At 41.4% G+C, this 18,389-nt stretch carries 19 protein-coding genes; 17 read left to right on the top strand and 2 right to left on the bottom strand.

Annotated elements, in window-relative coordinates; translation table 11 throughout:
* The first annotated feature begins 3 nt into the window (after positions 1–3).
* The 14 genes from WAE57_RS03855 to pyrF all read left to right on the top strand — a co-directional run bounded on the left by WAE57_RS03855 (position 4) and on the right by pyrF (position 10,560).
* Positions 4–564, top strand: a complete 561-nt coding sequence (locus WAE57_RS03855) for a type II secretion system protein (RefSeq protein ID WP_337708400.1) — start codon at positions 4–6, stop codon at positions 562–564.
* Positions 565–571: 7 nt separating this feature from the next.
* A complete protein-coding gene (gene gspI, locus WAE57_RS03850; RefSeq protein WP_337708487.1) occupies positions 572–994 on the top strand; it encodes a type II secretion system minor pseudopilin GspI in 423 nt (140 codons plus the stop codon).
* Positions 991–1,662 carry a type II secretion system minor pseudopilin GspJ gene (gspJ, locus tag WAE57_RS03845; protein WP_337708398.1) on the top strand — a complete coding sequence of 224 codons (672 nt, stop codon included), beginning with the start codon at positions 991–993 and terminating at the stop codon, positions 1,660–1,662. Before gspI ends, gspJ begins: the two co-directional genes overlap by 4 nt.
* 18 nt (positions 1,663–1,680) lie before the next feature.
* Positions 1,681–2,628 (top strand): type II secretion system minor pseudopilin GspK, encoded by a 948-nt coding sequence (gene gspK, locus WAE57_RS03840; protein WP_337708396.1) that lies wholly within the window; start codon positions 1,681–1,683, stop codon positions 2,626–2,628.
* Between the two features lie 175 nt (positions 2,629–2,803).
* The gene (locus WAE57_RS03835) at positions 2,804–3,400 is read left to right on the top strand and encodes a 6-carboxytetrahydropterin synthase (protein WP_237787190.1); all 597 of its coding nucleotides are present in this window, start codon (positions 2,804–2,806) and stop codon (positions 3,398–3,400) included.
* A gap of 48 nt (positions 3,401–3,448) precedes the next feature.
* Positions 3,449–4,162 (top strand): uracil-DNA glycosylase, encoded by a 714-nt coding sequence (gene ung, locus WAE57_RS03830; protein ID WP_237787191.1) that lies wholly within the window; start codon positions 3,449–3,451, stop codon positions 4,160–4,162.
* Positions 4,159–5,283 (top strand): enoyl-CoA hydratase/isomerase family protein, encoded by a 1,125-nt coding sequence (locus WAE57_RS03825; protein ID WP_237787192.1) that lies wholly within the window; start codon positions 4,159–4,161, stop codon positions 5,281–5,283. The genes ung and WAE57_RS03825 overlap by 4 nt, the downstream gene beginning before the upstream one ends.
* A 4-nt stretch (positions 5,284–5,287) precedes the next feature.
* Positions 5,288–5,809 (top strand): tRNA adenosine(34) deaminase TadA, encoded by a 522-nt coding sequence (gene tadA / locus WAE57_RS03820; RefSeq protein ID WP_237787193.1) that lies wholly within the window; start codon positions 5,288–5,290, stop codon positions 5,807–5,809.
* 59 nt (positions 5,810–5,868) lie between these two features.
* Positions 5,869–6,300 (top strand): SRPBCC family protein, encoded by a 432-nt coding sequence (locus WAE57_RS03815; protein WP_237787194.1) that lies wholly within the window; start codon positions 5,869–5,871, stop codon positions 6,298–6,300.
* 17 nt (positions 6,301–6,317) lie between these two features.
* On the top strand, positions 6,318–7,001 hold the full coding sequence (gene cmk / locus WAE57_RS03810) for a (d)CMP kinase (RefSeq protein ID WP_337708391.1): 684 nt from the start codon (positions 6,318–6,320) through the stop codon (positions 6,999–7,001).
* Between the two features lie 107 nt (positions 7,002–7,108).
* The gene (gene rpsA / locus WAE57_RS03805) at positions 7,109–8,785 is read left to right on the top strand and encodes a 30S ribosomal protein S1 (RefSeq protein WP_086174990.1); all 1,677 of its coding nucleotides are present in this window, start codon (positions 7,109–7,111) and stop codon (positions 8,783–8,785) included.
* 160 nt (positions 8,786–8,945) lie between these two features.
* A complete protein-coding gene (locus tag WAE57_RS03800) occupies positions 8,946–9,248 on the top strand; it encodes an integration host factor subunit beta (RefSeq protein WP_086174991.1) in 303 nt (100 codons plus the stop codon).
* 21 nt (positions 9,249–9,269) lie between these two features.
* Positions 9,270–9,635, top strand: a complete 366-nt coding sequence (locus WAE57_RS03795) for a lipopolysaccharide assembly protein LapA domain-containing protein (protein WP_086199980.1) — start codon at positions 9,270–9,272, stop codon at positions 9,633–9,635.
* 229 nt (positions 9,636–9,864) lie between these two features.
* Positions 9,865–10,560: an orotidine-5'-phosphate decarboxylase gene (gene pyrF / locus WAE57_RS03790; protein ID WP_171263990.1), complete on the top strand. Its 696-nt coding sequence runs from the start codon at positions 9,865–9,867 to the stop codon at positions 10,558–10,560.
* A gap of 116 nt (positions 10,561–10,676) precedes the next feature.
* Here pyrF and WAE57_RS03785 read toward each other — a convergent pair whose 3' ends face one another.
* Positions 10,677–11,585, bottom strand: coding sequence for a lysine exporter LysO family protein (locus tag WAE57_RS03785; RefSeq protein WP_337708381.1), 909 nt, complete (start codon positions 11,583–11,585; stop codon positions 10,677–10,679).
* 49 nt (positions 11,586–11,634) lie between these two features.
* Positions 11,635–13,146, bottom strand: a complete 1,512-nt coding sequence (locus WAE57_RS03780; protein ID WP_337708379.1) for an NAD(P)/FAD-dependent oxidoreductase — start codon at positions 13,144–13,146, stop codon at positions 11,635–11,637.
* A 158-nt stretch (positions 13,147–13,304) separates the two neighbouring features.
* On the opposite strand from WAE57_RS03780, the gene WAE57_RS03775 reads away from it, so the two are divergent.
* From WAE57_RS03775 to WAE57_RS03765, 3 genes are all read left to right on the top strand, one after another.
* Positions 13,305–14,312 carry an AraC family transcriptional regulator ligand-binding domain-containing protein gene (locus tag WAE57_RS03775; RefSeq protein WP_337708377.1) on the top strand — a complete coding sequence of 336 codons (1,008 nt, stop codon included), beginning with the start codon at positions 13,305–13,307 and terminating at the stop codon, positions 14,310–14,312.
* Between the two features lie 95 nt (positions 14,313–14,407).
* Positions 14,408–15,556 (top strand): cell division protein ZapE, encoded by a 1,149-nt coding sequence (zapE, locus tag WAE57_RS03770; protein WP_337708374.1) that lies wholly within the window; start codon positions 14,408–14,410, stop codon positions 15,554–15,556.
* Between the two features lie 361 nt (positions 15,557–15,917).
* The gene (locus WAE57_RS03765; RefSeq protein ID WP_337708372.1) at positions 15,918–18,080 is read left to right on the top strand and encodes a malate synthase G; all 2,163 of its coding nucleotides are present in this window, start codon (positions 15,918–15,920) and stop codon (positions 18,078–18,080) included.
* Positions 18,081–18,389: the final 309 nt, after the last annotated feature.

Genomic DNA, 18,389 nt, shown 5'->3' with positions numbered 1-18,389 from the left:
GTCATGAAGCCAATCCGATCATTATCAATTCGTGGTTTTACCCTGATCGAGTTGATGGTGGTCATTGTGATTATGGCAATCATGGCTTCTTTAATTCTGACCAATATTAACGGGGTAGACCAGCGTAAAGCCATGCAGGCACGAGAAGTGTTTATTATGGATTTACGCAGAATTAACCGTGAAGCAAATGATCAAGCCCGCATTTTTGCCTTGAATGTACAAAGTGCTACGGATGTCTCACCCTTTCGTTATGGGGTGCTTGAATATCTACCTCTTTCCATTCAAACCACAAGCCCTCAAGTTCTTGAAGAAAACAAAAAATGGCAAGATTATGCGGAATTTACTGCCAGGACTTTGCCGGAGCATGTTTCGTTTACTATCACATCACTCGATCATGCCTATGAAAATGCCAATAATGAGAATTTGCTGAACTCGAATGCACCGCAACTGCTGTGGCTAGGCAATGGTGAAGCAAAACCGGTACGGATTCAATTTTATTTTGAACAGCATCCGATTGGTGAAGAAATCGAGATTGATCATCTGGGTAAAATCAATGAAAGCTAGATATTCTATGCATAAATCTTTGTCTTGCTTCGCAGTAAAACAGTGTCTTGCTCATCGCAGCTCAGGATTTACGCTATTGGAAGTCATGGTGGCTTTGGCGATTTTCGCCACTGCGGCAATTGCTTTCACCAAGGTGGCTATGCAATATACCCAAGCAACCTCGAATGCCATTTTAAGAACCAAAGCGCAATTTGTGGCCTTGAACGAAGTGGCAATGATGGAAATTAATCAGGAATGGTTGCAGGGAACCCAATCCAAACAGGTCACCCAGCAAGGTGAAACCTGGCAAATTGGCAAATCTGCACAATCGACCATTAGTCCAAATGTGCAACGCATAGAAGTACAGGTCAGTTTGTTTAATACAGAAACTGGCAAGGTTGAATCAGGAGTGACGCATTTGGTTTTCTTTAACCCGAAGGCCAAAGCATGAAAAAGCAGACTGCGAAAAATAGAAAAGGTTTCACTTTGGTTGAACTTTTGGTGGCAATTGCCATTTTTAGTGTGCTTTCGGCATTGGGCTGGAAAGTATTTGATTACATGGTTAAAGTCAAAGATCGTAATGCTGAACACGAAATCAGTTTGGGGCAGCTGCAAGAGGCTTATCAGCAAATTCTGCGTGATACCGTACAGGCTGTTCCTTTGAATGCCAATATGAACAATGATCTTCAGCCTGCTTTGGTTTTGCAAAATGGACGTTTTAATTTTAGTAAGACGGGGGTGACGGATCCCTTGAATCAGGGGATATCTCCAGATGAGCGGGTTGAATATCAGTATCGTGCCGATGAAAAAAAACTCTATCGCTTAAAATACCGTAACTTGAACAGTACGGGACGTGATCAGCCGGAATCCAGTGTGCTGTTAAATAATGTCGACCAGTTTGAGATTGTGGTATTAAATCCGAGTGAACTCAATGCGTGGCCAGAGGGTCAGGTAGATTTAAATGATGTCACGCAAAAACAGATCTTACCTAAAGGCATTAAAATCAAACTGACGGTAAAAGATGTGGCCTATGAGTGGGTTTTTAGTTTATTAAACACCGATTATTTAAAACAGCAAAATAACAATGCAAATAGCAATACAAATAACTCTACATCATAAGGTTTGACTCAATTGAACATGAAGCCGCAACAGGGCGTTGCCTTAATCACGATTTTGGTCATGGTGGCATTGGCGACCATCCTTGCTGCGACTATTGCCAAAAGACAGGCCAATACTGCGGAAAACACGGCATATTTGATGCGTCAAAACCAGTCGCTACTATATGCCAAAAGTGCAGAAGCATTTTTTTCAGAACTGTTGATTGATGATGCAGAGAATGCTGGCGATATTGATCATTTACAAGAAAACTGGGCCAAACCGATGCCGGCTTTCCCGGTAGAGGATGGTTTTGTAGCAGGTACTTTAGAGGATCAGTCGGGAAAATTTAATTTAAACAGCTTGCTGAATGCAGATGGTACGCCAAATCCTCAGGCAAAAGCCTGGTTTGAAAAACTGTTGCTGCGTGTTGGATTGCCGGAAAAGTTGAGTGAGGCTGTCATAGACTGGCAAGATGCCGATAATGAAACCATTGGCTCAATGGGTGCTGAAGCAAGCTATTATCAGGGATTGACACAAGGTTATTTACCGGCAAACAGCAAATTCCATAGTGTAGAAGAACTGAAACTGGTACGTGGCTTTGAAGGAAAAAAATATCTGCAAATTGCCGATTATGTCAGTATAGTTCCAGACTTGGATACAAAGGTGAATATCAATACAGCACCAGTGATGCTACTGGCAAGTCTTGATCCCAAGCTGGATATCAAAGCAGTGCAACAGGTTTTACAACAGCGCCAGGCCAATTTGGAACATTTTTCCAGTGTGAATGATCTTTGGTCAATTGAGCCTTTTAACCAGGTCAGTGCTGATGTAAGAAGTGAAGTCAGCAATCTGTTGGGGGTGAAATCTGCGTATTTTAACGCCAAAATTGAAGTGCTGCTCAGTGGGCGTAAACGCCAGTTCAGTAGTGCTTTGGTGCGCAAGGATAAGCACGTTTATGTGGCATCTCGCAGTATGGCGCCGTTTTAATCAAATAAAACAAGACATTTTATAAATTATATTTTCACTTCTATTGAGCTGCATCCATTTCACTAATGGTGTTGAACAGTAAAATTCATGCACCGCCTCTTAGTTTTACTTTATAACTTTTACTTTTGCTTTATAATTGAGATTAATTCACAAATTTTTGATTGCATCACGGCACATGTTAATTCGTAAGTTATTTAAGTTTGAAAATGCTCATATTGTGCGGAATTGCACATCGGATCGTTGTAAGCGTTCGATTCATGGCCATAGCTATAAAGTTGAATTGTTGCTTAAGGCTTCGAAGCTTGATCATGGGCAAATGGTGTATGACTTCGGATTATTAAAAGGCGTAATTAAAGATATTTTTGACAGTTTTGATCATGCCATTTGCTTTTGGCAGCATGATGATGCCGAATATATTGCCGCTTGCAAGAAATTTAGTGCACGCTGGGTATCTTTACCTGTTTCTCCATCCGCAGAACAATTTTCACGTATTTTCTTCTACTTGGCACAACAGGTACTTGTGTCTACTGAAACCCAAAACGGGGAAGGTGATGTAGAAGTCTATTCAGTGATTGTGCATGAAACCGATACAGGCTATGCACAAAGCTTTATTGAAGATATTGAAAATGAGCAAATGGGTGTGCTAAGTCTGAAACATATTGTATTTTCTGAACAGGTTCAAGCGGAATGGGCTGATCCGATGATGTATGAAAAATTACAACAAGGTATTAAATTCCAAAACCCAACGGTCGATCTTCAAGTACAAATTTGAAGATGGCGAAAAAGTTGGGTCTGGTAAATAAAAACTTAGGAAGTAGATATGTCTTTAACGGAACAACAGCAAACTAAACTAGACAAAATCCAGTTAGATGCGAGTTGGAAAAGTGCCTTGAGCGATTTTTTGCTCAGCACTAAAATGGATGATTTAAAACAGTTTCTAGTGACTGAAATACAGGCGGATAAAGTCATCTATCCACCAAATCCACTCATTTTTAACGCCTTAAATACAACTCCCTTGAACCATGTTAAAGTCGTTATTCTGGGGCAGGATCCTTATCATGGTCCCAATCAGGCACATGGCTTAAGTTTTTCAGTGCAAAAAGGGGTTGCGTTACCTCCATCTTTGCGTAATATTTTTCATGAATTAAATACTGATCTTGGTATTCCTGCTCCCAAGCATGGTGATTTAACCCGTTGGGCTGAACAAGGTGTGTTATTGCTCAATGCGGTTTTGACTGTTGAGGCAGGACAACCGACATCCCATCAGAAGCGTGGTTGGGAAGATTTCACCGATCACATTATTGACGTTTTAAACGAGCAATGTGAGCATATCGTGTTTATCCTTTGGGGCGCTTATGCGCAACGTAAAGGACAACGCATCGATCAAAATAAACATCTGGTATTGAAAGCTGCACATCCTTCTCCTTTGTCAGCAAACCGCGGTGGTTTTTTTGGTTGTAAAGTATTTTCTAAAGCAAATAATTATCTGAAACAAAATGGCATTGAGCCGATCAATTGGCAGCTGGACGCATGACACAATCTCCTGAACTAAAAAATTATCATCCCGATCTTATTGTAGAAGAAGCAAAGAATGGCTGGCGCATTGTTCGCCTGAACCGTCCGAAATCTCTGCATGCCTTGGATGAATCTATCGTTACCGCACTTTTGCAAGTATTCCAAGATTTTCATTATGATGATGCGGTAAAGGCAATTTGGCTGGATTCCACTACACCAAAAGCATTCTGTGCCGGTGGTGATGTACGTAAACTTCGTCAGTTGGTGATCAATGATGAAGTTGAAACGGCAAATAAATTCTTTGAGCAGGAATATGCACTGGATTTATTGCTGCATAACTATGCTAAACCTGTGCTGGTTTGGGGTGAAGGTTATGTCATGGGTGGTGGTTTAGGTTTATTTATGGCGGCGCCTTTCCGCCTGGTCACGCCTTATTCACGTTTGGCGATGCCTGAAATTAATATCGGTTTGTATCCCGATGTAGGCGCAACACGTTTTCTGGCCGATCGTGGTGCCATTGGTTTGTTTACCGGCCTGACTGGATCAATCATGACTTCAGCGGGTGCTTACGGTATTGGTTGGGCAACCCATATTTGTGATGCGCAGCGTGATAACGTACTGGAAAAAATGCTTAATATTGATTGGGGGCATTATCCGGCGGGAGATTTCCGTGCCATTGATGATACTTTAAATAGCTTGCATCGTCCGGTAGGACCGGGTCCCTTACAAAATTCACTGGATGTGATTCACAGTGTTTGCCGTGGGGTGAACTTTGAACATGACTATGAATCTATTATAGGACTCAGTGATGCGCGCAGTGACTGGCTGCGTCAAGCCAGTGAAAATCTGCAAAAAGGTTCGCCTGCGACTGCTGCCATTACCTGGTTGTTATGGCAATGGGGTAAGCGAGTTCATTCCTGGAATGAAGTTTTTGAACTGGAAACACAAATTTCCAACTGGAAGATTCGTCATCCGGATTTTGTGGAAGGTGTGCGAGCACGTTTGGTGGATAAAGATTTATCGCCAGAATGGAAAAAGGGCAGTGATTTCTCTTTAAAAGCCATTTTATCTGATTACCCACCAATAACCACTATTCAAAGCTGGAATGATTTATTGAAGCATTATGGAGTCATCAGCTAAGCTTATGACTGATGCTACACAACTGACTGATGAGTACTGGATGCAGTTTGCTTATGAGCAAGCTGCCATTGCAGCATCAAAACAAGAGATTCCTGTGGGTGCAGTGATCGTCAGTCAAAATCAGATTATTGGTGCAGGTTATAATGCACCTATCTCATTGAATGATCCGACTGCGCATGCTGAAGTTCAAGCATTGCGTCAGGCTTGTGCTTATCTGAATAATTACCGTCTTCCTGATGATTCCGTTCTATATGTGACTTTGGAACCTTGTACCATGTGTGTTGGAGCTTTGATTCATGCGCGGGTATCCAGGGTGGTGTTTGGAACAACCGAGCCGAAAGCAGGTTCCCTGGTCAGTGCGCGTAAATTATTGCAAACCGGATACTATAACCATCAGTTTGATTTTGTCGCTGGATGTCTAGATGAACAGTGTTCTCAACAACTCAGTGATTTTTTTAAGATGCGCCGTGAGCAAAAAAGATTGCAGAAGTTACAAGAAAAGTCCCTAAATGATGAGAATCATTAATTCAAACCATGTAAACTATAATGACAATATCTATTGTCAATAAAAAATCAGGATAAGTCATGAATTCTATTCAAGTAAAAAAAGAATTTAACGCACCCATCGATCAGGTTTTTGATTTGTTATCAAAACATGCCACCTACAATGTCGCTTTTGCGCCGATTCAGGTTGAGCGAATTAAAGACTCAAATGATCCGGAGCGTCCGGATGGGGTAGGTTCGGTGCGTCGCATGGGTTTTGGTCCCATCAAGCCTTTACAGGAACAAATTACCTTGCTGGAGCCAAATCAGCGTATCGAATACCAGATTGTGAAGAATCCTCTGGTAAAACACCATTTGGGGATTATCGAGTTTGAAGCAAAAGATGCTGGCAAAACCTTGGTGACTTATACCATTGAATTGCAGGCGCGTGCTCCTTTTATCAGTAAATTAATCCTTGCACAGCTTAAATCTGCGATTAAACTAGGTTTTTCAAAATTAGCTAAAACTGTATAGCGTAAAGTGGAACATTAATGACAGTTCAAATTATTACCATAGATGGGCCAAGTGGTTCTGGAAAAGGCACACTTGCCGCTAAACTGGCAACACATTATCAATTTCATTTGCTTGATTCTGGGGCTTTATATCGTCTGTTGGGGTTGTCATTACATCAGCAGGATTTACTGGATGCTTTAGACTCGGCGCTTGATTCATGCATTAAAATTGCAACAAATTTAGACATAAAATTTGTTACAACTCAGGTGGGTACGCAGGTTCAATTGGACGGTGAAGATGTCACCCAAACCATCCGTACTGAACGCGTCGGTGAATTTGCCTCAAAAGTTGCGGCAATTCCTGAGCTTAGAACTGCACTTTTAGAACGTCAGCGCGCATTTGCACAATCCCCAGGCTTGGTTGCGGATGGTCGAGATATGGCCACTTCTATTTTTCCGGAAGCTCAAGCCAAGATTTACCTGACTGCATCGGCTGAATCCCGAGCGGAGCGACGAGTAAAGCAGTTGCAGGGTATGGGGCTAGATGTTAAAATGAACGACATTTTAGCTAATATACAAGCTCGAGACAAACGTGATATGGAGCGCACAGTCGCACCACTCAAGCCAGCAGCAGATGCATATATCATCGATAGTTCAGAACTGGGCATCGATGAAGTATTCAATTTGATGACGAACTTTGTCGACAAGCAATTAGCCAATTAACGAATTTTCAGCCAAAGCATAGCTAGATCAGTTTATTACGGACTATGTGGAAGCTTTATTAAACCGGCCTTGTCTGATCCAAGACCGCTGACTTTATCAGGTATATCATGACCGAATCTTTTGCAGCCCTCTTTGAAGAAAGCGAATTAAACCTCAACGTTGAAAAGGGTGCTGTCATCCAGGGCGTTGTAGTAAGCATTGACTCTGACTGGGTAACAGTTGACACTGGCCTTAAATCAGAAGGTATTGTTGACCGCGCTGAATTCTTAAACGACCAACGTGAACTTGAAGTTCAAGTTGGCGATACTGTTGACGTTGTTGTTGAAGCTCTTGACAACGGTATGGGTCAAACAGTTTTATCACGTGAAAAAGCTAAACGTGCTGAAACTTGGACTAAACTTGAAAAAATCTTTGAAGACGGCGAAATCGTTACTGGTGTTATCTCTGGTAAAGTTAAAGGCGGTTTCACTGTTGACATCGGTCCAGTACGTGCGTTCCTTCCAGGTTCTTTAGTTGATACTCGTCCTATTCGTGATACTACTCACTTAGAAGGTAAAGAGTTAGAATTTAAAGTAATCAAACTTGATGCTAAACGTAACAACGTTGTTGTATCTCGTCGTGCTGTTATGGAAGCTGAATCTTCAGCTGACCGTGAAGCTCTTCTTGCTCAGCTTGAAGAAGGTCAAACAGTTACAGGTACTATCAAGAACCTTACTGATTACGGCGCATTCGTTGACCTTGGTGGTATCGACGGTCTTCTTCACATCACTGACATGGCTTGGAAACGTATCAAGCATCCTTCAGAAGTTGTTGAAGTTGGACAAGAAGTTACTGTTAAAGTACTTAAATTCGACCGCGAACGTAACCGCGTATCTTTAGGCCTTAAACAATTAGGCGAAGATCCATGGTTAGCGATCATGAACCGTTACCCTAAAGGTTCTATCGTTAAAGCTCGCGTAACGAACCTTACTGACTACGGTTGTTTCGCTGAAATCGCTGAAGGCGTTGAAGGTTTAGTACACGTTTCAGAAATGGACCACACTAACAAAAACATCCACCCATCTAAAGTTGTTCAGATTGGTGACGAAGTTGATGTTATGGTTCTTGAAGTGGACGAAGAACGTCGTCGTATTTCTCTTGGTATCAAACAAACTCGTGCTAACCCATGGGAAGAGTTTGCTAAAGACCACGACAAAGGCGAAAAAGTTTCAGGTACGATCAAATCAATCACTGATTTCGGTATCTTCATCGGTTTACCAGGCGGTATCGATGGTCTGGTTCACTTGTCTGACATCTCTTGGAACGAACAAGGCGAAGAAGCTATTCGTCGTTACAAGAAAGGTGACACTGTTGAAGCGGTTATCTTGTCTGTAGATGCTGAAGGCAACCGTATCAGCCTTGGTATCAAACAAATGAACAGCGATCCGTTCAACGATTTCTTGGCTACTAACGAACGCGGTGCGCTTGTTAAAGGTACTGTAACTGCAGTTGACGCTCGTGGCGCTACTGTTAAGTTAGCTGACGAAGTTGAAGCGACTCTTAAAGCATCTGAAATCAACCGCGACCGCGTTGAAGATGCAACTAAGTTCCTTGAAGTTGGTCAAGAAGTTGAAGCTAAAATCATCAATGTAGACCGTAAATCTCGCTCTATCAACTTGTCAATCAAAGCGAAAGACGAAGCTGAAGAGAAAGAAGCAGTTGCTAACTTGAAAACAGCTGCAGCTGGTCAAGACAATGGTCCTAAGACTATTGGTGATTTGATCAAAGCTCAAATGGGTAACTAAGTAGGCGTTAAAATGTATTGTTAATGTAAATTAACTAATACTTTTTACACAAATACTGTAAACGGTAGCGTAGTATTAACTTATTACGCTACCGTTTTGTATTTAAACAGGTTATTATCTGATTATCTATAAAATAGCTTGATAATTAAAGAGGTCGCAGATGACTACGGAAGCACTGAATAAGTCTGACTTAATAGAGCGAATTTCCCTAAAAAATCCACACTTGGCAGAGCCTTTGGTTGAAGAAGCTGTTAAGATTATGATTGATCAAATGATAGCCGCATTGTCATCTGATAATCGTATTGAAATTCGTGGTTTTGGTAGTTTCGCTTTGCATCACCGTGATCCACGCGTGGGGCGTAATCCTAAAACAGGTCGTTCTGTTGAAGTGGCTGCAAAAGCAGTTCCGCATTTTAAACCTGGTAAAGCATTACGCGATGCAGTAAACGAATCTGCACAGTAATAGAAATTTTATGGGGTGTTTATGCGTTACGTTTTAGTCGCATTACTAATAGTACTTTTTGGCTATTCATTGGCTCTCGTACTGCAAAATGGTACCGAACTCACGGTTGATTTATTGTTTACTCAAGTACCGGCAATGCGTTTAGGCCTGTTGTTGTTATTGACGTTAGCTTTAGGTGTAGTACTAGGATTGCTGTTGGGAGTACAAATTTTCCGGGTATTTCAGACTAACTGGGAAATTAAGCGACTACGTAAAGACATTGAACATCTACGAAAAGAACAAATACAAGCGGCACAGCTGGCAGCAGCTGAGGCGGCAGCTCATACCAGACATGAAAAGACAGTACTCGATATTCATCCGGAAGATCGTTCATCTACTCCATTATAATGTCGTATGTTGTATATAAGGTTTGGCTCAGTCAGTTAGAAGGCTGAGATTCAAAAATTTTAATTGAATTTTGAAACACTCTGAAAATAGATCACTTCAGGGTGTTTTTTTATGTTTTGAATCTGAAGCAGAGAACAATAATTCAAAATAATGACTTCAATTAACTTATTTTTTTAACACTATGTCTAAGCTGGAATAGCCCTTATAATAGACTTTCTTTTTTGTCTGAGTGAAGGTAAGTCTCTTGAGTATCATTGTTGCACTGGATGCTAAAAGCCAATATGACGCGTTAACAATTGCAGAGCAGCTGGATCCTGCATTATGTCGGGTGAAAGTTGGTAAAGAGCTATTTACTCATGAAGGCCCAAGCGTGGTTAAGGCATTGCATGACCAAGGCTTTGAAGTTTTCCTGGATTTGAAATTTCATGATATCCCGAATACTACAGCTCAAGCAGTATGTGCAGCAGCAGACTTGGGTGTCTGGATGGTGAATGTACATGCATCAGGTGGCCGTAAAATGATGGAAACCTGTGTAGAACGCTTAAAGACAGGGAATTATAAAACTCAACTGATTGCTGTGACTGTACTGACTTCAATGGGGCGTGAAGATTTAAAAGATATCGGATTGGATATTGAACCATTTGAGCAAGTAAAACGCCTGGCTGCTTTAACGAAAGACAGTGGTTTAGATGGTGTGGTGTGTTCTGCGCAAGAAGCGAAAATGCTGCGTGAAACTTTGGGTCAAGACTTTGCTTTAGTGACTCCTGGGATTCGTCCAGCAGGCTCGGCAGCAGATGACCAAAAACGTATTGTGACACCGAAACAAGCCATGCTTGATGGTTCTACACATTTAGTCATTGGTCGTCCCATTACTAAGTCTGAAAATCCGCGTCAGACATTGAAAGATATTTTGGCAACGTTGTAATTTTACACTCTCTCTCTAACTCTCTCCCAAAGGGAGAGATAATGTCCCATTATTGTAAAAATGGACAAGTCCTCTTCCTCTGGGAGAGGATTTAGGTGAGGGATAAATATGAAAAATTAAACCACAGCCAAAACACTCACCATAATTGGTGCAAGCACAGAAAGAATAAAACCGCTAACCATGGCATATGGAATAAAATCATTACCACAGGCTTGTTTCACCATCGGCAAGGTCACGTCCATAGCGGTTGCAGCAGCTGCTGAAATGGCAGAGCGTGGATAACGCCAGCCAATCACATACATCATCAAAATTGAAATAATTTCCCGAAACAGATCATTCATTAAGGCGATGCTGCCAAGTTCAGCATTTTTAAGTTCTGTCACCACAATGCCGGTCATGGAGTAAAAGCCATAACCTTGTGACAGCATGATCAGGTCTTTGAGTGAAATGTGCTCTATAAATAAAACGCTAATGAAGGCACCGAGCAATGAACCCATAATACAGCCTGCTGGCACGAGCATGATTTTCCAGTTTAGCCACGAGCGATCAAGTGGTGAATAGGCCAGATCAAGCCCAATAAGAAACATGAAGACCAGTAACAAATTCCAGGTGCTGATGTGCAGGCTATAACCTGAAAAACTGGCAGCTTCCGCAGCAAAATATCCTGTTGCTAATGCAAAAAATGCATAGCTGATATTGAGTAGTGATTTAAACAACAGGCTCGCTGAAACCTTACCTTGGGTGGGCTGAAAGCCAATGCTTTTAAAGAGCAGGTAGCAACAGATAAATGCGCCAAATGAGGTACATAATGCAAGCGTCAGGGAAGAACCCAAAATTAAATGCGGGCTTGAGATGTTATGTAGGGTTTGAGAAAATTCAATTGCAATGGTAAACAGTAAAATATAGGTGAAATAGGGCAAAATTTGAAAAGCAAAATTTTCAAGCCGGGTAGGCAGTTTGCGGGCAAGCAGAAAGCCCATCGCGAGGCTAGAGAGAAGTTGGAAGATTAACCAGATGGATTGCATAAAGAATTAAGCAGGTAAAAAATACCTGCTTATTATGAACAATATAAGATTAAGCTGCACGATTTCTCTTGGGTTGACTCAGTAGGCGGAAATCAGCAGGATTGAGTTTTTTAGTCTGTAACCAATATTTCCAGGTATAAGTAGGCCACAGGGCAAAGTTTTTGCCGCCATCCTGTTGATACCAGCTTACACAGCCAGATTGCCAGACTGTGCCATCCAGCAATTTTTGTACCTTCTGATTGAACTGGTCTTGTGCCTGATCTTTCACCACAATGGCATCGCTATGAGTTTGTTTGACCAGTTGAATCATTTGCAAGATGTAATTGACCTGAGCTTCAATCATGAAGATCACGGAGTTGTGCGCCAAAACGGTATTAGGCCCCAGTAACTGAAATAAATTAGGGAAGCTTTTGGTACTAATGCCATAGTAACTCTCAGCACCATCTTTCCAGGCATCTTTAAGTTCCTGCCCATGTTCGCCAATACAGTGAAAGGATTTTAAATAGATGCGTGGATCGGTAATAAAACCTGTACCGTAAATGAGGCAATCAATGGCTCGTTCTTGCCCATCTTGGGTGATGATGCTGTTTTCAGTTAATTCCTGAATGGCCTCGGTGACTAGTTCAACATTGCTTCGGTTAAAAGTTGGATAGTACTTATTAGACACCAATATCCGTTTGCATCCCATAATGTAATCCGGTGTCAGTTTTTGAGCCAGCTTTTTATCTTTGACCTGAAACTTGATAAAAAATTCCGCCAGTTTTTGGGTGTATTTCATTACTGTAGGTTGAACAATGGGAACCACACGGGATTCGTTTGACCAATATAAACGTGCCCGATGCAGTTTTCTAAACCAGTCTAATTTTTTGAATAATTTCTTTTCAACATTCAAATAGTGGCGTTCATCCCGTGGTATGACCCAAGCCGCAGTACGCTGGAACACATAGAGTTGTTTGACTTGTGCTGCAATTTCTGGAATGTATTGAATTGCACTGCCACCTGTGCCAATGGATGCGACATTTTTGTCTGTTAAGTCGTATTGATGATCCCATTGTGAGGAATGAAAAACTTTACCTTGAAACTTTTCAATGCCCTTGATATGAGGGATATGGGGTACATGTAAGGGGCCGGATGCAAAAACCACAAATTGAGCAATCAGAGTTTGCTCATTATTGAGGGTAAGTTTCCAGTCACAACTTTGCTCATTGTATTCGGCAGCCAGAACTTCACAATTAAACTGGCAATACTTTTCCAGATCATAGTCTGTGATTAAATCTTGTATATATTTAAAAATTTCCGGTGCTTCAGCATAACGTTTTGACCAGTCGCTTTTGGGTGCGAAAGAGAGGGAATACATATGTGACTGTACGTCGCAGGCTGCACCGGGATATTGATTTTCACGCCAGGTTCCGCCTACCTCGTTGGCTTTTTCCAAAATCACAAAATCATCAATATTGCTTTGTAATAGGCGTATAGCCATTGCCAATCCACCAAAACCTGCACCAATGATGGCAATTTTTGTTTGTGCTGGCATAGGCTGGCTTTGTGTTTGATTATGCATTTTTTATTGGCCTTATTACTTTTCGTATTTTTTATAGCGTATAGCAATGGTGTAATAACCAACATGATAGTCATGACAGAAAAATTGATATATTCGGCAATTTGCAAGTATGAAAAATTATAGTAAAAATTGAGATGCTATTTTAATGTGACCCTGCTATGAAACGATCAATTCTCGGCTTGATGTATTTAATTCAAGGCATGCGTAAAGCAGGTGTTGCAGTTGATCAAAAACTTCAAGCTATTGGACTGCGTGCGGATGCCTTGGATCCCAGCTCTATTATTCATCCCAGTTTGGAATGGGATGTGCTTAAAGTCATTGGTCAGGATGTCGCACCAGAAAAAGGGCTGTTTATTGGGCAGCATTATGCACTTGCAGGCTATGGTCCCTTACTGATGTTGCTGGTCACCAGTGAAAATGTGCGTACTGCTTTAGAGCAGGGCATTCGCTATCAGGCATTAACACATTTAACCGGTGTCTTAAGCCTAAAATATACCGATCAAAAGGTGGCTTTATGTTATGCACCTGAAGATTTAAACAGTGATCTGGGGTTGTTGCGGGCACAATGTGAAATTTCGGGAACTTATAAATTTATTCAAGATCTTTATAAGATGATGGGCTTAAGTGTTCCGCAAATGCATATAGAACTGCCATTTGCACAGCCGGAAAATCTGCAGGCCTTAGATATCTATCATGATTACTATGGTGCCGAATTGCGGTTCGCAGCCGAGTATGCGAAATTCTGGTTTGACGCGGACGTATTAAATGTACAGATTCCTTCAGCGGATAAAATGACCTTTAAGATCTATGAAAGCAAATGTATCGCTGAATTAGAACGTTTAAAGGCGGATGAGTTAGCGCCATCCTTGGTGCAGCGTGTACAAGATTATTTAGAGCTCCAACAAGGGGTTATGCCGACCATGGCAGAAACGGCACAAGCCCTGCAAATTCCGGAGCGAACCTTGCGGCATCAGCTGCAACAATTGCAAAGCAGTTATAAACAGATACGTGAACAATTGATTAAGGACAAGGCTCTAAGGTTGATCGAGTACAAAGAGTATTCCATTGAAATGATTGCGGAATTACTGGGATATTCGGAGCCTGCAGCCTTTAATCATGCCTTTAAACGCTGGTTTGGACACAGTCCACGTCAGTACTTTAAATAGTTTAGTAAATAGCCTAAGTATATTAATGCCAAAGTGTTATATATTTCATCTCAATCTTCGCTATACTTTCAATAGCCTAAAATAGTATCCATGTTATGTCAGACTTAAATTCGAAGCACAGTACAGCCTTTATCCCTTTGTCACCTGCGGAACGTTATGCACAAGCCATCTCGTCTGGTCAGTTCATGCCGGATGATGCACAGGCGCAAGCTGTACATGAGTTGGATCGTGTCTGGCAAGAATTGATTCAGCGCTTTAAGGCGTCTAAAAAAGCGTTTCGTCGTTTCCGTCGTCAAACTTCACCACAAGGGGTATACATGTGGGGTGGGGTAGGCCGTGGTAAAACCTGGTTGATGGACCAGTTTTTTGAGTCGATTCCGTTTCGCCGTAAAATGCGCATGCATTTTCATCATTTTATGCAGCATGTACATCGTGAACTGAACAAATTATCAGGACAGCGTAATCCGCTGGATCAGGTAGCAGACCAGATTTACCAGCAAGCGGTGGTGATCTGTTTTGATGAATTCTTTGTCTCCAATGTGACAGATGCCATGATTCTGAGCGAGTTATTCCAGAAACTGTTTACTCGTGGCATTACCTTGGTGGCGACTTCAAATATTGCACCGGACGGTTTGTATAAAAACGGAATCCATCGTGACCGTTTTATTCCTACCATTGAAATGGTAAAAAAACATTGTGTCATTTTGAATGTTGATGCGGGTGTGGATTATCGTTTGCGTGTGCTGAAACAGGCACAATTGTTTAAACATCCATTAACGCATGAGCATAAACTCTGGATTGCCCAGCGCTTTACCGCGCTGACACAAACGCAAACTATTTCGCAAGAGCCGATTATCATCAATAACCGTATTGTAGAAACCGTTGGCCATACTGAAGATGTATTGTGGTGTGAATATTCAGAGCTGTGTTTAAAACCGCGCAGTCCAGCCGACTTTATTGAAATTGCCAATATTTATAATACGGTACTGGTCAGTAATGTACCGCATTTGACCGATTACCTGTCTGAAGGTACACGTCGCTTTATTTATCTGGTCGATGAATTTTACGATCGTGGAGTCAAATTATTGCTGACTTCGGAAGACAGTATTATTGATATTTACCAGGGTGATAAGTTGGCCTTTGAAATTGAACGCACGCGTTCACGTTTACTGGAAATGCAGTCTGATGACTATCTGAACTCTGAACACCGACAAATACAGGGTTCAGCCTCAGAAGTCAGCTAAATATCAAGCGCCTAAACAGGCGCTTTTTTTATACAAATTCTTTGATTGTTTTATCGACATTTTGCCCTATTCATGGCTTAATCTTTGCTCGACAGCTGTGAGAAATAAAGCTTTTGGGTAGTTTTAAAGTAAAATTCTGCACTTAAGTCTAATTTCGACATTTCAAAAACTTTATAAACTATAAAAAGGTATTCAGGCAGATAATAATATTACATTGGTGATCTTCATTTTGTTGGATGATGGATATATTCATTTATTAGAAAATGATCATTATTTAGGAATGTGATAGTACTATTCAGCTAGGTATAAATCGGTATACTAGAATCTCTTGTTATAAAAAGTAGCAATATCAGGAAAGACAATGACTGCACGTATTCAAAAAGGCAAGTTAGCGATTGCTAAAGAACTTTACGATTTCATCGAAAATGAAGCATTACCAGGTTCTGGTTTGGACAGTGAAACATACTGGAAAAACTTTGAACAAGTCGTTGTCGATCTTAGTCCAAAGAACAAAGCACTATTGGCTAAGCGTGACGACATTCAGGCTAAAATTGATGAATGGCACCGCAACAACAAATTTGAATTAGAAGCTTACAAAGCTTTCCTTACAGAAATTGGCTACTTATTACCAGAAGTAGAAGATTTCCAAATCAGCACAGAAAATGTAGATGAAGAAATCGCATTATTGGCTGGTGCGCAATTGGTAGTACCTGTGCGTAATGCACGTTACTGCTTGAATGCTGCGAACGCACGTTGGGGTTCATTATACGACGCGCTTTACGGTTTCGACGTTATTCCTGAAGAAGGTGGCGCGGAAAAAGGCAAGGGCTATAACCCGGTTCGTGGTGATAAAGTTATCGCATTTGCTAAAAACTTCTTAAATGAAACATTCCCGTTGGCAAATGGCTCACACGCCGATGCAACTAAATATGCGGTAGAAGGCAAAAAACTTGCTGTAACCCTAAAAGACGGTTCAACGACTACATTAGCCAAAGAAGCACAATTCGTTGGTTTTAATGGCGATGAAGCTGCACCAACTGAAATCGTTCTTTTGAACAATGGCCTACACGTTGTAATCGAAATTGATGCAACCAGCCCGATTGGTCAAACTGATGCTGCTGGCGTAAAAGACCTTGTGCTTGAATCTGCTTTAACAACGATTCAAGATTTGGAAGACTCAATTGCAGCTGTAGATGCTGAAGAGAAAGTTGAAGGCTACCGTAACTGGTTAGGCTTAATGCGCGGTACTTTGGAAGAGTCTATCGAGAAAAACGGCAAAACCGTGACTCGTACACTGAATCAAGACCGTACACACAAAAACTTGATTGGTGGTGAGACTACACTTCACGGTCGTTCATTGATGCTTCTTCGTAACGTTGGTCACTTGATGACTAACCCAGCGATCCTGGTAGATGGTCAAGAGATCTACGAAGGTATTATGGATGCGTTAATCACTCCATTGCTTACTTTTGCAGACATCAAAGGCGAAAACACGATCAAGAACTCACGTAAAGGTTCTATGTACATCGTGAAGCCAAAAATGCATGGTCCTGAAGAAGTTGCATTTGCAGTTGAGCTATTTGAACGTGCTGAACAGGCGCTTGGCTTAGCTGCGAAAACTTTGAAAATCGGTATCATGGATGAAGAACGCCGTACATCTGTAAACTTGAAGAACTGTATTGCAGCAGCGAAAGACCGTACCATCTTCATTAACACAGGCTTCATGGACCGTACTGGTGATGAAATCCATACCTTCATGGAAGCAGGCCCATTCGTTCGTAAAGGCGAAGTGAAATCACAAATCTGGTTCCCAGCATATGAAAACCGTAATGTAATGATCGGTCTTCAAGCTGGCTTACGTGGCAAAGCACAGATTGGTAAAGGCATGTGGCCAAAACCAGACATGCTTTTAGACATGTACAAAACCAAGATTGAACATCCAGAAGCGGGTGCGAGCTGTGCATGGGTTCCGTCTCCATCTGGTGCAGTCATTCACGCGATCCATTACCATCAATGCAACGTTTCGGCGCGTCAACAAGAATTGTTGAAAACTGAAGCATTGTCTCTAGATGACTTGTTAACGCCTCCTTTAGCAACCGATACCAACTGGACTGCTGAAGAGAAAACCAAAGAGCTCGAAAATAATCTTCAAGGGATCTTGGGTTATGTAGTTCGTTGGGTTGACCTGGGTGTAGGTTGTTCTAAAGTTCTAGATATCAACGACGTTGGTTTGATGGAAGACCGTGCAACATTACGTATTTCTTCTCAACATGTTGCAAACTGGTTACGTCACGGTATCGTAACTAAAGAGCAAGTTGAAGAAGTGATGCAGCGTATGGCGAAAATCGTGGATGAGCAAAATGCGAATGATCCGCTTTATACGCCAATGGCACCAGCATTCAACGGTTATGCTTATCAAGCTGCTTATGACCTGGTATTCAAAGGTGGTGAACAACCTTCTGGTTATACTGAGCCGCTACTTCATGCAGCACGTTTGAAGTTAAAAGGTTATACAGGTGACTAATTCTGTGTACTGAAAAAAGCCTCTTCGGAGGCTTTTTTATGCTTGTTTTATTTTATCGGTTTTTTTAACTTTAGATACTAAACAACTTGGGGAAGTTCGGATTATTAAAATAAGTGGTGTTAAAAGCCAGTCAACTCATTTACTTTATGCCTTTTTGGTTTTTGGTATATATATAAAGCAATTCAGAAAATAAATTCCTTATTCTTTACTCTGGATTTTCTTTTAAAAAGCCCAACTTTGGCAGATTGATACAATTGGTAATTTTGCTAGAACTTCTGCTCAATACCTCCTAGAGTAAAGGAATACATA

It is taken from the genome of Acinetobacter sp. NS-4 (assembly GCF_037402435.1).
GTDB lineage: Bacteria > Pseudomonadota > Gammaproteobacteria > Pseudomonadales > Moraxellaceae > Acinetobacter.
The sequence above is the reverse complement of the archived record's forward strand: the minus strand, read 5'-3'. Positions and strand labels throughout refer to the sequence as shown.